We start from the raw sequence: 13,775 nt of genomic DNA on the forward strand, positions 1-13,775 counted from the left end.
CCCATGTGTTGATATTGGACGGACTTCAATTGACTGGAACAGCAAACCTTATCATGACACAACAGCCAGTTACCAACCGACATGTGCATTGCCCGGCCAATCGTGCTAGTTTGGTGCGACTCATAGCCAACGTGGTGTTGCAACTGGTCATAGCTAGCTGCTGGGCTTCGTGTGTTTTGGGTCAAGCGACCGTAGTTGAGAACCCTTATTTCTCTGCTCCGGTGCCCGCGGGCTATGCCCCCACCGCCCACCCTGGAGCGACCTGTGAGTCCTGCGCGGCCAGCAGCGCCGCTCCGTGCACTTCATGCAATCAATGTCCCGATCCGTATCAAGCAGCCATCTATGTTCCGCCTTATGAGCAGCCGATCCCGCTGAAGGGATGTTACTGCGACAGTTGCATTCGTGGTATCGACTGTGCTACCAGCGGTGGTCGCGAGCAACGTTGGAAGGACGCTGTGCCGATTAACTTTGAGCCGCTGCGGCATGGTGAATGGATTGGGCCCGTTCGATTGCCCGCAATGGCTCAATATCGCGTTCGCGTCGGCGATGAGTTGCAATTCGTGTTTGTCAAAACTCACTTGGATCGCAAAGAACCTTATCGGCTGATGGTGGGCGACGAGCTAGCTCTCAAATCGGTCACCGACGAAAACGTTCGGCTTGGCGACACCGTGAAAGGCACCGAAATTCAGCCTGATGGGAAACTGTACTCATACTTGATTCCACCGGTTCAGGCCGCTGGTCTGACCGTGGAAGAGTTGCGCAAAGTGCTCGAACGCGAGTATTCCAAGTACTTGAACAATCCCGCGATTGACGTGATCCCCGTTCGCACCAACACCAAGCTTGAAGATTTAAACCTAGCGGTTAGTAGCTTCCAAGCCAACGGTGGCCAGAACATCAACGCTGTGGTCAATCCGGACGGGCGCATCCAGTTGCCTTTGATCGGAAGCGTCCGTGTCATTGGCATGACGATGGAAGAGATCAAGCGTGAAGTCAACCTGCATTATTTAAATCGCGATTACTGGGGAATTGAAATTGAGCCTCGGTTGTTGCAGCAAGCTCCACACTTCGTATTCGTTACCGGAGAAGTTGGTCGGCCAGGCCGCATCGAGCTGAATGGTCCCACGACGGTCTCGCAAGCCTTAGCGATGGCTGAAGGAATTCGAGTTGGCGGCAATATGCGTCAAGTCGTTATCTTCCGCCGAGCCGAAGACTGGCGTTTGATGGCCACGATGTTGGACTTGCGAGCCGAAATGTTGGGCAAACGGCCAAATCCGGCTGACGAGATTTGGGTCCGCGACAGCGACCTGATCATCGTTCCGCCGCAGCCGATCAAGGTCTTCAACAATTGGGTAAAACTGGTCTTTACCGACGGCATCTATGGTGTCGCGCCAGCCGTCTTGTTCAGCGAAAATCGCTGAGCAAAGAGACGAAATCGCTTCTTGGGCGACAGCGATACGGGTCGACGAATCTCAAAAAGTCGGCAAAATAGGCAACCACCGGTCGTCGCGTCGAGTTCCGCTTGGCAACGGCCAGCGTTCGGTCGAATCGTATCATAAGTCAAATCGATTTGTCGGGATTCGCTGAGAAGTGTCCAAAGCACGCCGAACATCGATGTGAATCCTAGCCGGGGTTCCGCAGTCGAGTGGAGGATGGCATTTGGCCCGTCCCCTTTCCTATTGAGTGAATATCAAAGAAGTAAAGCATGAGTGGTACAGAAAAGTGCGTTATTATCGGCAGTGGACCGGCCGGTTGGTCGGCCGCTATCTACGCGGCGCGAGCGAATCTCGCTCCCGTATTGTATGAAGGCACCCACAAGCCTGAGATGATTCCGCTGGGTCAGTTGGCTTTTACAACCGAAGTGGAAAACTATGCGGGCTTCCCTGCTGGCAATATTCGCGCGTTTGTAGAAACAGCGGTCGATTCCAGCCGACATTACAACTTGCCGCCCGCCCCCAAAGGGCATGAGAAAGATGGACAACCTCACTACGCCGTGCAAGGTGTAGAACTGATGGAGCTGATGAAGCAACAAGCGTTGAACTTCGGCACGCAAGTGATTAGCGACGATATCGAAAGCGTTCAGTTTGATAGCGGCAAGGTCCACACGTTAAAGCCAGCGTCGGGAGATCCAGTAAAAGCTCATACGGTGATTATTGCGACCGGGGCTCGTGCGAATTATCTCGGCTTACCGTCGGAAGAGAAGTACAAGAACAAAGGCGTTAGTGCGTGTGCGGTTTGCGATGGCGCGCTTCCCATTTATCGCAGCAAGCCTCTGGCGGTTGTCGGCGCGGGAGATTCTGCCGTTGAAGAAGCAACTTATTTAGCGAACTTAAAAGGTGCCGCCACCATCTACATGATCGTACGACGCGATGTCATGCGAGCTTCCAAGGTGATGCAAGACCGAGCATTAAACCATCCGAACATTAAGGTCATTTGGAACACGGTTGTCGATGAAGTTTTGGGGAACGAGCAGCAAGTGACGGGCCTGCGGCTCAAGAGCACAAAGGATGAAGCGACCACCGAGTTGCAAGTGGGCGGGATGTTTGTGGCGATTGGACATACGCCGAACACTTCGTTCCTCAACGGGGCTTTGACAACCAACGAAGCGGGTTATATCCAGTGGACCAAGGCCTTCCGCACCGAGACCAGTGTTGAGGGTGTGTTTGCTGCAGGCGATGTCGCGGACGATTATTACCGACAAGCGATCACGTCGGCTGGCACGGGCTGCATGGCGGCCCTCGACGCCGAACGCTACTTAGCCGCTCGCGAAGTTCACTAAGGTAGTAGGCACACCCCGTGTGCCATAAGGAAAGTAGTAGGCACACTCCGTGTGCCGTAGCAGAATAAATACATTTGCGGACGGCACACGGAGTGTGCCTGCTACCATCGGTACACGGAGTGTGCCTACCATTTACATCTCGGATCCATCTTCCTCTCGTTAGACCAACATGCCTCGATATAACCCAGCAGAACTAGAGCCCAAATGGCAAGCTTACTGGGAACAACACCATACGTTTCGCTGCCCTGATATGCCCGAGGGCGAAAAGCTCTACGTGCTAGACATGTTCCCATACCCCAGTGGAGCTGGACTGCACGTCGGACATCCGGAAGGTTACACGGCAACAGATATCGTCTGCCGAGCTGCTCGTATGCAAGGCAAGACCGTCTTGCATCCTATGGGCTACGACGCGTTTGGTCTGCCAGCCGAAGAACATGCGATCAAAACCAATACGCCGCCACGTGTAAGCACCGAAGCGAACATCGCGAACTTTACGCGCCAATTGAAAATGCTTGGCTTCAGTTACGACTGGTCTCGCGTTTTGGCGACCACCGATCGCGAATATTTCCGATGGACACAATGGATCTTTCTGTTGATCTACGATACGTGGTTCGATCCCGACGCAAAGAAAGGCCGCCCCATTGCCGAACTCCCGATTCCGTCGGAGATTGCCGCGCAAGGTGCTGCGAGTATTCGACGCTACCAAGATAAACATCGGCTCGCTTATCAAGAAGATGCGTTAGTGAATTGGTGTCCGAAGTTGGGGACCGTACTCGCGAACGAAGAAGTGAAAGACGGTCGCAGCGAAGTGGGCAATCATCCGGTCCAACGCATCCCGCTGCGGCAATGGATGCTACGAATAACGGCTTATGCCGACCGATTGTTGGATGACTTGGACGCTTTGGATTGGCCAGAAGGTATCAAGAAACTACAGCAAGACTGGATCGGACGTAGCCGTGGCGCTGAAGTCGACTTTTATTGCGGTGATGCAGCCAATTTTGAAAACTGGAAGGCACAGCGGACTGATTTGGGCTTCCCCGAAGATGCCACCGATGATGTGCTACGCGTCTATACCACTCGTCCCGATACGCTCTTTGGTGCCACCTACATGGTTATCTCGCCAGAGCATCGTATGGTGGGCCAACTGACGACCGAACAACAATCCGCGGCCGTGCAGGCGTATGTCCAAGCGGCGTCGTTCAAGAGCGACCGAGATCGCACGGAAGGTAATCGAAAGAAGACCGGTGTCTTCACAGGCTCGTACGCGATCAACCCTGTCAACGGCAGCAAGGTACCGATCTGGATCGCCGATTACGTGCTGGCAGGGTATGGCACCGGCGCTATCATGGCCGTTCCGGCGCATGACGAGCGTGACTACGAGTTCGCGGTGACTTTTGATTTGCCGATCATTGAGGTCGTCAAACCGGCGGCGACTGAGACCTTTGAAGGCCAATGTTTCAGCGGCGAAGGGATCGCGATTGCCAGCGGCCGATTTGATGGACTAACAACGACTGAAGTCAAAAATCAAATCACACAGGATTTGCAATCGCAAGGTACCGGCAAATCTGCATCCAATACAAAACTTCGTGATTGGTTGTTCTCACGCCAGCGATTCTGGGGCGAACCGTTCCCAATTTTGCATGAGTTAGATGCTGATGGAAAACCCAATGGGCTTCGCCGTGCGGTCGATGTGAAAGATCTGCCCGTCGATCTGCCTGAGTTGGAAGACTTCAAGCCGCATGGTCGTCCCGAGCCACCATTGGCCAAGGCTACGGAGTGGCTAAATGTCGAGATCGATGGAGTTCGCTATCAACGCGAAACCAATACGATGCCGCAATGGGCCGGTTCGTGTTGGTATTACTTGCGGTACATCGATCCGAAGAACGATCAAGCGATGATCGATCCCGCCAAGGAAGCCGCTTGGATGCCGATCGACTTGTATGTGGGTGGAGCCGAACACGCTGTGCTGCACCTGCTGTATTCGCGATTCTGGCATAAAGTTCTCTACGATCGCGGAGTTGTCGGTTGCAGCGAACCGTTTCGCAAGCTGATCAACCAAGGCATGATCCTCGGCGAAGTCGAATACACGGTTTACCAAGATGCGACGGGCAAGTACTACTCGCCCAGCGAAGTCGACAAGTTAGATGACGGCACGAACATCCATGTCAAATCGAAAACGCAGGTGACGGCGGTCTCGCTTAGCGACACTCAAGTAACTAAAAAAGGCGAAGGCTTTGTCATGACTGACCACCCTGAAATCAAGGTCGACGCTCGGTCATTCAAAATGAGCAAGAGTCGCGGGAATGTGGTCAACCCAGATGAAGTCGTCAAGCAGTATGGCGCTGATTCACTGCGGTTGTATGAGATGTTCATGGGGCCTTTGGAAGCGACCAAGCCATGGAATATGAACGGCGTCAGTGGTGTCCGAGGATTCTTGGAGCGACTGTGGCGCCTGGTTGTCGACGAGCGATCGGAGGCGATGCAATTGAACCCCGCAGTGGTTGATCGTGAATGCTCGCGCGACGAGAATCGAGCCATCCACGCGGCCATTCAAGCAATCACCAACGATATCGCTGTATTGGGTTTCAATACCGCAATTGCCCGAATGATGGAGACCGTGAACTTCTTTACCAAGTGTGAAACACGTCCGCAGTCGGCGATGGAAAAGCTTGTGTTGTTGCTTTCGCCGTTTGCCCCGCACGCGGCAGAAGAGTTATGGCAAGTACTCGGTCACGACAAGACGCTTGCTTATGAACCTTGGCCTGTCTGCGATCCATCCGCACTGGTAGTCGACACGATCGAAATCCCGGTACAAGTCAACGGGAAAGTTCGCTCCAAGATCATGGTAGCTCCCGACGCGGACGCAGCGACCATGGAGGCGGCGGCCTTTGCCGATCCGAAGATCGTTGAATGCCTCGAAGGCAAATCCGTGGTGAAAAAAGTGGTCATTCCCGGCCGCATGGTCAACATCGTCATCAAATAACGAAAGCTGAATCATTGTCTTCGTCGGATAACAACCGCCACAACGATCGATTGCTGATTTTAGTGTGTTCGTACAACGAAGGCGATAACTTGCCAAACTTGTTTGAGCAGTTAAACCGTGTGGCACCCGATGCAGATCTGCTGTTGGTAGATGATGGTTCTCAAGACGACACCCATCCGTGGTTGGCTGCCAACCAACATCGATACCCAAATTTGAAAGTGATCAATCGTGGTGGCAAGCAAGGTTTGGGAACTGCAATTCGAGATGGTTTGAGCTACGCGGTTCAGCATGAGTACGCCTTGTGTTTGAATCTAGATGCTGATTTAAGCCATGACCCAAAGGCAATCCCTTCGTTGCTGCAAGCGATGACACACGACACGTCGCTTGTCATCGGTTCACGATACGTCTCTGGAGGCGGTTTGCAGAACTGCTCGTGGCGGCGTAAGTTTGTTTCAAAAGCCGTTAATTTCCTAGCCCGAAGCATCATCGGCTGGAAGATTCGCGATTGCTCGTCGGCTTATCGCTGCTATCGCGTTGGCAAATTGCGGGAGTTGGATGTGGCCACGATTGAAAACGCCAGCTATGGTTTTCTGGAAGAAATCCTGTGGCTGATTTGGCGTTCAGGCGGAAGGGTCGTTGAGGTGCCCATCGTTTATACTGAACGTGAAAAAGGCGTTTCGAAGATCAGTTTGCATGAAGCACAAAAGACATTTGGCACCTTGCTTCGATTAAATCGTTGGCGTCGCTAGGATTCGAAGCGAGCCAAAGGTTGTTTTACCACGTGAGCAGATGATGAACGCGGGGCGATGCCCGCGCGGTTAAACGAAGACGCGTACACGTGCGGCTGTCGCGTCGCAGGTTCAAGCAGCGTATCGGCGCTGACCGCTTTGCTGGGTGGAAGCAGCGGCCGGGAATTGGAAGATCTTCGGTGCGGTTTCTGTCGACTTGGAGTAAACGCCGGCTCGCAAGTTATCCAAGGCTTGGTGCATGCGAGTTCCGACGGCTTCAAAGCTAGCCCAAGTTTGCATGTGATTGCGACAGCGCTCCGATAGGACTTGATAGTGCTCAGCTTGGTTGACCGCAAAGTCATAGCTGTCGCGAATGCTATCGCGGCAAGAAGGCCACACGAGTCGGCCCCAAGAGGTGGTGTAACGGAAACGTGAATCGTGCGGCCACCACGTTGGTTCCGGGTTCGAATCGATCACCCAGCCGTACGTGTTGCTGAAATAATCGCTCATGGCCGAGTGGTTGGGTGAAACGCCCGGGCGACCTGCAGCCAAGTAGTTCATCAGCGGCAGACAATTGCCTTCGGCCCTTGTCGTTTGAAAGTAGTAGGTCGATGCCGACGCGAGTTGATGCAGGGTCGCATCTGGCAAGTAATCGACCACGAAAGCTACTTTGCAACGATGTGGAATGTCTCGCTCTTGGTAATAGCGTATAACTTGCTCGGCACCTTCACGTCGTCGAGTAATCAGCTTCAATACCAGTGTCGCATCTTCGCGATCACCGATGGCAAGCAAGAAGGAGTTGAGCAGATCGATCCAATTCTTTCGACCGTCATCTGGATTGAAGATACTGGTGTAGACCACGCCACTCAAATTTAGTTCCGGCGTGCTTGGATAGCTCAAAGTTAGCACATCCGGTGTAGTCTGGCTCACGGCGCGTTTGCGGCGTCGTTCGGTGCGGCGTTGCTTCATACGATCAGACAAGACTTGATAAGCTTCAGGGCCTAACAACGACTTGTACATCGAACGCAAACCTTGCGTGAACGCTCGTTTCGCGTTCTTAAAGCAACTCTTGCGTGTCTCTACCTCTACATTGGCATCAGCGGAAACTTGTTTTGGCCAGTAAGCGCGGCATTTGATGGTATGCTGTTGACGATAGTTCCACGCTGGCAAATCGAAATAAGCATCCGGAGTAGGGACTTGGACAATTTCGATCGGCGCGGTTACTCCGCCGCGACGAAGCGATTCCACGGTGAACTGCCCACCCACCAAGACTAAGTCCGTCTTGTTAGCCATTGCAACCCAGTTGTTGCGTGGCTCATTGTCAAACTCATGATCGGGTACGTCAGGGAACTCCCACGCTGGCACTACCACATTGGGGGCCGAATTGCATAAGTGCACGTCCTGAAATGGCAGGATGCTGACGTGGATCGGGTCTAAGCCTCGAGCCCTTGCGTCAGCGGCAGCTTTTTCCAGGTTGAACTTAGGATTGGGAACCGGAATCACTTCACCCCGCTGGCTTAGAATACTCTCGTATAGCTTCGCGACGAAATCGTACGAGTAACCGGGTGTCCCCAGATTTTTCCCACTGGTCGATCCTGTCATATAACAGGTCAACAAAATGGCTTCTCTCTTCTGACCGGCTAACGTTGAGGTCGCTTGTATCATAGGATTCCGTTAGTTATTCAATAAGTGATTCGAGAGGGGATGGGATGTTGTGCTCTATATCAAGCAGCGGGTTTACGGGCGATGATGTATTGGCTTTTGGGCAACATGCGGTCCAATGTGGATTTGACGTGCAGGCCATTGGGACAGTCGAGCAGTGCATTCCAAGTTTCACGCCAGTTGACCAAAACGGGACTTTCCGGAGCGCCTAAATCGTGATCGGCGACCCAAAACAAAGACCAATAGATACTTGCGAAGAAACTTCGAAAGCAGTGACATTCAATCTGCAGGCCAGCGTCGGTGACTGCCTTTGCAAACTCGTCGCGCTCAAAGATTCGTAAATGATTGGGGCGTTGCCAATAGATATCAGGTGCCAAGTCTTGTTGAATCGCTTCGCTGGCTGGGTCTGGCACGGTTAGTAGCAATAAGGCATTCGGGCTGGCGATTCGCGCAAGCTCTGCAAGAAACTGGCCGGGTTGTTCGACATGCTCCATAACCTCCATACAGACGACGCGAGTACACTGCCCATCGGCGATCGGCAATGGATTGGAGTCGCTCACGTGGCCTTGCACCGCACGCGCTGAAGTCCGTTGAACACGCCGGACGGTATTGTTGACGCTGTCGGAATTGATATCCGTGACGATGACTTTGGCGCCCATCTTGCCAGCGAACCGAGCCGTTGATCCTTCGCCGCAGCCGATATCGGCATAGGAGTCAGATGCGGAGATAGCAAACCCAGGCGCAAGCTCGCCGGTCTGTGAATTGAACCAACCAGAGAGCTGATCATCGCGCAGCTCAAGCTGGCCAGGAGCCGTGGGCTTCTTGCGTCTTAGCTTTCGGAGAATTGTCGTTGATAAGATGCTCATAAGTGTCCTGGTTCGGCGATCTTGCTGAACGACTTCTTCCAACGCAGCTTAGAACTGCTTACCTGGCGAGGATGCTAGGCCACGAGGAAGGATGGTGTCAATAAGAGTCGTTGATGTTTGTGTTTCTCACTTCCATTAGGCGGCCAACCGCTTTGGCTTTTGCTGCATTGGTTCAGCGTGCCCCCAGAAGTCTGGGGCCTTTCCACAATGCTTCAGGAACTGCAGCGAGTCGGGCAGCACGACTTGATTGAAAATCTCCGTCGCTCGTTCATCCCAAACAACGGGCAGTGTAAATGGCTTGCGCAATCGCAAAGCACTGATGATTCTTTCTTGTCGTCGCTCGCTCAACTGTAGCCAAAATCGTCTAGTCCATGCGTTGGTGTGTAACCAACGCAGTGTATTGGAGTCTTGCGTTTTCAGCTCCTGAGAATTTAACTTGATGGCAGCAATCTCCGATGCAGGCGCAGTGGACACTTCTAAGAACTCAAAGCATCTCACCAGTTCTGCACGTGGGTCGCGCTGCAAATCCTCCAGAAACACAAAGTGCAAACGCGAGTCGTCCACATGCTGCCGGTACACTTGCAAGATCTTCCAATAGCAAGAGTCATCCACAACACAGGGCAACTGCTCGAGCGCCTTGCCAAATTGTTTTGCCGCTATAACGCCAAACTTCAATCCATTGGCATGCAACTCTCGAAACACCGAACGCAAGCGTTCCGCGGGATCGCGTGCCAAGAAGATAAATTTCGCTGTCGGACAATGATGCAAAATCCGCAGACAAGATTGCTCGGCAAATTCCGCTGACGAGTAAGTCGTGCTGGCATCGGCCAGATATCGTTGGCCTTGCGCATCAGGAAAACGATCGCAGTACCATGTGAGCCCACGATCATAATACTGAGCAAAGTAGCCAGGCTCTTTGTCCGGTGTAAAGTAAATATCAGGATGCTGGTCCAGCATGGCGTACATGGAAGTTGTACCGCACTTGCTGAAACCAGGTATAAAGAGATTTACTTGCAGGGACACGCTGTCGTTCCAACGATGATTGTTCCAATGAAGAGTTAGAGCCTATCTCAAAACTTTTACGGTGTGCGGACGTCTCGTCCGCACACTGGTTTTGGGATAGGTTCTTACGGTTTGCGAGCGAGAACCACTTGGCTCTTAGGCATCATACGATCTAAAGTTTCTGCAACTTTGTCACCGTTGGGGCAATCCAAAAGCGCATCCCAAGTCTTCTTCCAGTTCCAAATCACTGGCACATCCACCGGCGCGCCGAAGTCTTGACCAGCTACCCAAAACATAGCCCAATACATGGTCCAGAAGAAACTGCGAGTCGACTGTCGTTCGACAACCAATCCACTGCCTCGAACCAAATCGGCAAACGCCTCAGTTTCAAAAACTCGCAGATGGTTTGGCTTCTTCCAATAGAAATCAGGAGCTAGCGACTTCTGAACTGTCTCGCTGGCTGGATGAGGGACCGTCAATAGCAAGTAAGCTCCAGGCTGAGCAATACGAGCGAGTTCGGACATGAATTGTTGTGGGTCATCAACATGCTCCAAGACTTCCATGCACAGGACGCGTGTGGCGGTGCAGTCCTTGACTGGAATGGGATTGGAGTCACTGCAATGCATCTCTACGCTTTTTGCTTTCGAGCGAGCGAGGGCCGCACGTGTTTGTTCGACGCAAGCGGGATCGATATCTGTCGCGATGATCGATGCGCCGAATGACGCAGCAAAGCCGCTCATGCTGCCGGTCCCGCAACCGACATCGACAAAGACATCGTCCGCACCGATGGCGAAGCCAGGAGCTAATTCACCGGTCTCTCGGTTGAACCAACCTGCACGTCGATCATCTCGAAGCGCTACATTTTGAACATTCTTCTCGGCATCGTTACGTCCCGTAACTCTTCTCAACATCGGCGATCGAAGTAAGCTCATCGGTATTCCTTTACGCTGCTAAATACTTCCTGCAATTGGTTCAGACCCACGTCTTGCGAACAACTGAAGATCGACCATAGAGGAATCTTGTTCGCAAAGTCAATAAAGATTGGGCCTCCTAAGGGATAAAAAGCGATGTCGTCTTCCGTTGGCTTGCGGCTGATTTTGAATGTCCGGCCAACAGCCCGTTATAGCCAATGAACTAATCTTGACTTTAGATCGCCCTAGGGACTAATTTCAGCCCCAACTGCGGCCACCGTTTTTGCTGCCGCATAGGGCACTCGCAGTAGTATCACGTTCTGGCGCAAAAGTATTGGCAATGCAAACTCACAGCACACCCCCAAAGAATCGGATTGAGAAGGCAAGCAACCCGCGCAAGAAGGCGTTCTTGGTAACCTCATTCATGACCGGGTCGACCAACGGCAAGAACCTGGGCACGCCAGGATACTCGTACGATTTTCTGGCAAGACTCTTTCGACCGATGATCGAGCGGCAAGGCGAATTCGTCTCCGTGCCGGCCGCCAGCGATCAACTGGAAGCGGCCGCGCAGCAAGCCCGCGATCGTGGCCTGGATCCCATACACCTCAGCTTTCTTCCGTTCCAGCATGTCCAATTCTGCAAATCAACTCCGAACCTGGTAATGCCCGCGTGGGAATTTCCCGACGTACCCGATCACGCTTTTGATGATTTGCCACAGAACAATTGGGTAAACGTCGCCCGCCATTGCGACATGATTTTGGTTGCAGCCGATTTTACTCGCGATGCCTTGCAGCGAAGCAACATCGAAGTCCCCATCTGCAACGTGCATACCCCTGCGGCTCCCGAATATTTTGAACTGCAGCCTTGGCATCCTGATCAGGAAACCGTAATCCCCTGCCGCGCCTATTGGCCTGCGAACCACGATTCGAAACGCTTTGTAGGCTATGAATCGCGACGTTCTTGCCTGCACGATGCCAAGAATTATTTCGTTGACGCTGTCAAGTACCTTGGAATGTTCGCTTTCGGACCCAATGAATTTCGACGCTGGTTCGACAAGATGAAAGATCGAATGGCGCATCAACGCAAGAAGTCGTCGCTGCGAAAGAAATCGAACAGCATGAAGCTGAATTTCCCTTCTACACCAGAACTGAGACTATCGGGTATTGTTTACACTAGCATCTTTAATCCCGAAGATGGACGAAAAAACTGGGAAGATCTTTTAAGCGGTTTTCTGCATGCCGTCGGCCATCGAGAAGATGCGACGTTGGTAGTGAAGCTAGTCACTCGCAACAAAGATGCAGCAGTGAAGTTAATCCGCTTTTATCAAGAACGCGAGTTTCCGCATCAATGCAAGATCGCCTTCATCGTGGATTATCTCTCCGATGAATCGATGCTGAAACTCTGCCAAGCTACGACCTATTACCTGCAGACAACCAAAGCCGAAGGGATCTGTCTGCCGTTGGTCAATCATTTGGCGGCTAGCCGACCTGCGATCTCACCATGCCATTCGGCCATGACCGACTATTTTGACGACAAGGTTGGCTGGGTAGTCGATTCTTCACCGGAACCAGCCGCTTGGCCTCAAGATTCGCGTTGGCGGATGCGGACGTCTTGGGCTCGCATCCACTGGCCATCCTGTTTCGACGGCTTGCAAGAAAGCTATGACATGGTCCGCCATCGCTATGACGAGTACTTGCAACTTGCGCAACGTTGTCGCAATCGTATGTGGAACTGGGGAGGGCAAGAAGCCGTCCAGCAAGCCTTTGCCAATGCGATTGCTCAACTGGATGGTGAAGTCCAGGTCCATGACGATGCGGAGCCCGTGATCTACAAGCTACAAGACCACATCACCTACCGTTCACATCGCAAAGCCGGCTAAAGCTTGACCGGAAACGGCATTGGTCGGCCATCAAGGGCGGCTAGCAAGTTATCCGCCGCACGGACTGCCATCGCATCTCGAGTGACCGTGGTCGCCGATCCTATGTGGGGCAAAATGTAGCAATTCGAAAGCTCGCGCAGCCGACTATCCGAGGGCAGCGGTTCTGGTTCGGTCACATCCAATCCTGCCGCAAAGATCTGCTTGGCCAACAACGCTTCGTACAACGCCTCTTGATCAATCACCGCACCGCGTGCCGTGTTAATCAAGATCGCCGTGCTCTTCATTTTCCCGAGCGTTTCTGCATTGATTAAATTCTTAGTGTCCGCGTTCAAGTCGACATGCAAACTGATGACATCGCTTTGCGAAAGCAGTTCTTCGAAACTGACGCGTTGTGCACTCAAACGCTGATCAACCTCCGGCTTGGGGCTGCGCGACGTATAAATGACCTTCATATCCCAACCAAAGTGGCAACGCTTCGCAACCGCTTCGCCGATGCGTCCCATGCCTACAATCCCCAGCGTGCGACCAACAAAATCCATCCCCAGCAGTCCGACCGGGTCCCATGTTCGCCAGCCCAACTCACGCACCATGCGCGTCGCTTCCCCGAAATGACGTCCCGCGGCCAGCATCAACCCCAATGCAATATCCGCAGTGGCGTCGGTCAACACATCAGGTGTATTGCCAACGGCAATGGAGCGTGTTTTGGCAGCAGCCAAGTCGATGTTGTTGTAGCCGACCGCATAGTTTGCGATGGCTTTAAGCTGAGGCCCCGCAGCATCCATGTATTGAGCATCGACTCGGTCGCCTAACATCGAAAGAACTCCGTCAGCGCCTTCGACGAATCGCAACAAATCTGAACGATCTAAGGGTTCTGAGCTGTCGTGAACTCGTACGGAATGGGCGGCTTGCAGTTTTTGGATCCCCACTGCCGGGATTCGTCGGGTGACTACGATGTTGGCCATATGAAA

General features: G+C 52.9%; 10 protein-coding genes. 5 read left to right on the forward strand and 5 right to left on the reverse strand.

Features of this window, described 5'->3' with window-relative positions; genetic code table 11:
• Positions 1–53 precede the first annotated feature (53 nt).
• The 4 genes from SH302x_RS25300 (at position 54) to SH302x_RS25315 (ending at position 6,508) form a co-directional block, all read left to right on the forward strand.
• Positions 54–1,418: a polysaccharide biosynthesis/export family protein gene (locus SH302x_RS25300; RefSeq protein ID WP_479365758.1), complete on the forward strand. Its 1,365-nt coding sequence runs from the start codon at positions 54–56 to the stop codon at positions 1,416–1,418.
• 284 nt (positions 1,419–1,702) lie between these two features.
• The gene (locus tag SH302x_RS25305) at positions 1,703–2,776 is read left to right on the forward strand and encodes an NAD(P)/FAD-dependent oxidoreductase (protein WP_479365759.1); all 1,074 of its coding nucleotides are present in this window, start codon (positions 1,703–1,705) and stop codon (positions 2,774–2,776) included.
• A gap of 169 nt (positions 2,777–2,945) precedes the next feature.
• A complete protein-coding gene (gene leuS, locus SH302x_RS25310; RefSeq protein ID WP_479365761.1) occupies positions 2,946–5,759 on the forward strand; it encodes a leucine--tRNA ligase in 2,814 nt (937 codons plus the stop codon).
• 14 nt (positions 5,760–5,773) lie between these two features.
• Positions 5,774–6,508 (forward strand): polyprenol monophosphomannose synthase, encoded by a 735-nt coding sequence (locus SH302x_RS25315; RefSeq protein WP_479365763.1) that lies wholly within the window; start codon positions 5,774–5,776, stop codon positions 6,506–6,508.
• Between the two features lie 111 nt (positions 6,509–6,619).
• On the opposite strand, the gene SH302x_RS25320 is transcribed toward SH302x_RS25315, so the two are convergent.
• The 4 genes from SH302x_RS25320 to SH302x_RS25335 form a co-directional block, all read right to left on the reverse strand.
• Positions 6,620–8,152 (reverse strand): glycosyltransferase, encoded by a 1,533-nt coding sequence (locus SH302x_RS25320; protein WP_479365764.1) that lies wholly within the window; start codon positions 8,150–8,152, stop codon positions 6,620–6,622.
• A gap of 59 nt (positions 8,153–8,211) precedes the next feature.
• Positions 8,212–9,015, reverse strand: coding sequence for a class I SAM-dependent methyltransferase (locus tag SH302x_RS25325; protein WP_479365765.1), 804 nt, complete (start codon positions 9,013–9,015; stop codon positions 8,212–8,214).
• 135 nt (positions 9,016–9,150) lie between these two features.
• On the reverse strand, positions 9,151–10,038 hold the full coding sequence (locus SH302x_RS25330) for a sulfotransferase family protein (RefSeq protein WP_479365767.1): 888 nt from the start codon (positions 10,036–10,038) through the stop codon (positions 9,151–9,153).
• A 104-nt stretch (positions 10,039–10,142) separates the two neighbouring features.
• Positions 10,143–10,949, reverse strand: coding sequence for a class I SAM-dependent methyltransferase (locus SH302x_RS25335; protein WP_479365768.1), 807 nt, complete (start codon positions 10,947–10,949; stop codon positions 10,143–10,145).
• Between the two features lie 319 nt (positions 10,950–11,268).
• Between SH302x_RS25335 and SH302x_RS25340 the strand changes: the two genes are divergently transcribed.
• Complete coding sequence (locus tag SH302x_RS25340; protein ID WP_479365769.1) at positions 11,269–12,807, forward strand: hypothetical protein; 1,539 nt, start codon at positions 11,269–11,271, stop codon at positions 12,805–12,807.
• Here the strand turns inward: SH302x_RS25340 and SH302x_RS25345 are convergent.
• A complete protein-coding gene (locus SH302x_RS25345) occupies positions 12,804–13,769 on the reverse strand; it encodes a 2-hydroxyacid dehydrogenase (protein ID WP_479365770.1) in 966 nt (321 codons plus the stop codon). The genes SH302x_RS25340 and SH302x_RS25345 overlap by 4 nt on opposite strands.
• Positions 13,770–13,775 lie beyond the last annotated feature (6 nt).

This window comes from Njordella calcicola (assembly GCF_056494125.1).